This window comes from Luteibacter sp. P4_E6 (genome assembly GCF_056401535.1).
Genome location: NZ_JBFUJE010000726.1, coordinates 1 through 1,597, shown reverse-complemented (window position 1 = coordinate 1,597; position 1,597 = coordinate 1). Strand labels below are relative to the sequence as shown.

The 1,597-nt window shown below is 65.1% G+C and carries 2 protein-coding genes; one reads left to right on the top strand and one right to left on the bottom strand.

The annotated features are described in order from the left end of the window. Positions 1-403, bottom strand: a 403-nt coding sequence (locus AC1DT2_RS22835) for a response regulator (protein WP_477298952.1), incomplete at its 3' end; no start/stop codon positions are given. A 424-nt stretch (positions 404-827) separates the two neighbouring features. Here AC1DT2_RS22835 and AC1DT2_RS22830 point away from each other — a divergent pair. Next, positions 828-1,597 (top strand): MASE1 domain-containing protein (locus tag AC1DT2_RS22830; RefSeq protein ID WP_477298951.1); only part of this gene is annotated, 770 nt, incomplete at its 3' end.

Below are 1,597 nucleotides of genomic sequence, written 5' to 3'. Positions count from 1 at the left end.
GTCCGGGACTGACATAGCGCCGACCGTCAAGCACTTCCGTCATGGCATCCAGAAGCTCATTGCGTGGCGACTGCTTGAGCACGTACGCCCAGGCGCCCGACTGCATCGCATCCTGCACAATCAGGGGCTCGTCATGGCCGGATAGCACGATGAACCGACTACCGTTCCGACGCTCGGCAATTCGACGCACCGGCTCAAGGCCGGGCATATCGGGCAGGTCGATGTCACCGACCACCAGCATGCCGGGCCCGACACGTTCAAGCAGCGCGACCGCCGAGTACACCAACACAACGGATCGAACATGCGGCGTGAGCAACGCGGCAACGCCTTCCGCGACCACGCGATGGTGATCGGCGACAACGACATCGACCGCTATGGGGAAATCTTCGACGGGCTCATGCATCGCCGTCAGAGCGCGAAAGTCATGTTCGGGAGCACCCGGCGGAGGGTGACGTCGCGTAGCTCACCGAGCCTTTCAGGCTGGGCGCCGCGGCGATCAGGACGGGGACGATTCGACGATCCATGGTCACGATCCGACATCGGTGACAGTGACATGTAGAGTGCGGCGTGCGCGCCCGAGCGATAAGCGAACTTTCACCCTGCCCGCGTAGGTAAAACTACCGGCCTCACCTCGATCTTCCGCGGATGGCGATAATCGGCATCTTTCCGCCACAGGGGTTCTTCCACCGGGTCGTCCGCATGACGTCCGGCCGCATCGACACCCTTCGGCCGCCGCACGGGTATAGTCGGCATGGGGTGTGGTGGGGGCCACCCAGGCATGTTACGACAGCTGGTTGGGGCCGTTTCACGGGGCGGTGGGAGAGCCGATGACGAAGACCTTGCCGTCGACGCATAGCGTGACCCGTTGGTGCGGGGGCGTTTTTGCGGGCGTCATGGCCGCCCAGTTGCTGTCCGCCGCCCTGTGGAGCCACCAGGGTGGCACGCACATCGTTTGGTTCCCCGGCGCGGTGCTCCTGGGGGCCTTGCTCGCGACACCGCGAAACCTGTGGGCCGCCCTTATGGGGGCGGCGCTGCTCGGACTCGTCGTGACCGGCGTGAGCTTCGGTCTGCCGCTGATGGATACGGCCCTGGTGGTTTCGCCGGCGGTACTCCTCACCCCGGTAGCGGCGTGGGTGCTCCAGCGCGTCCCGTCCCGTTTGCCGCCATTGGAAGACTTCACAAGACTCTATGCATTCGCCGCCGTGGCGGTGATCGCCCTGCCGGCCGCCTGCGCCACGCTGATCGAACACGCCAGCCGCTACACGTCGTTTCACGGCTCGATCCTCAGCGACTGGCCGAACATCGCCCTGGCCCACTCGCTCGGCTACGTGCTCTATGTACCCGTATGGATCAGCGTTCGGAGCCCCGATGCCGCCGTACGCCATGAGCCCCGGCTCACCCCGGACTTTTACCTGCTCATGACCGTTTCGATCGCTCTGCTGGGGGTCATCTGGCACGGCTACGGTGGCCACCCGGAGCTGGTACCCGTGCTCTGCCTCGCCCCCGCGCCGATCATCATCGCCGCAATCATCAGGGCGCAGATGACCGGCAGCTCCATCGCCGTTTTCATCATCGTGATCATGGCGGGGCACCTGAG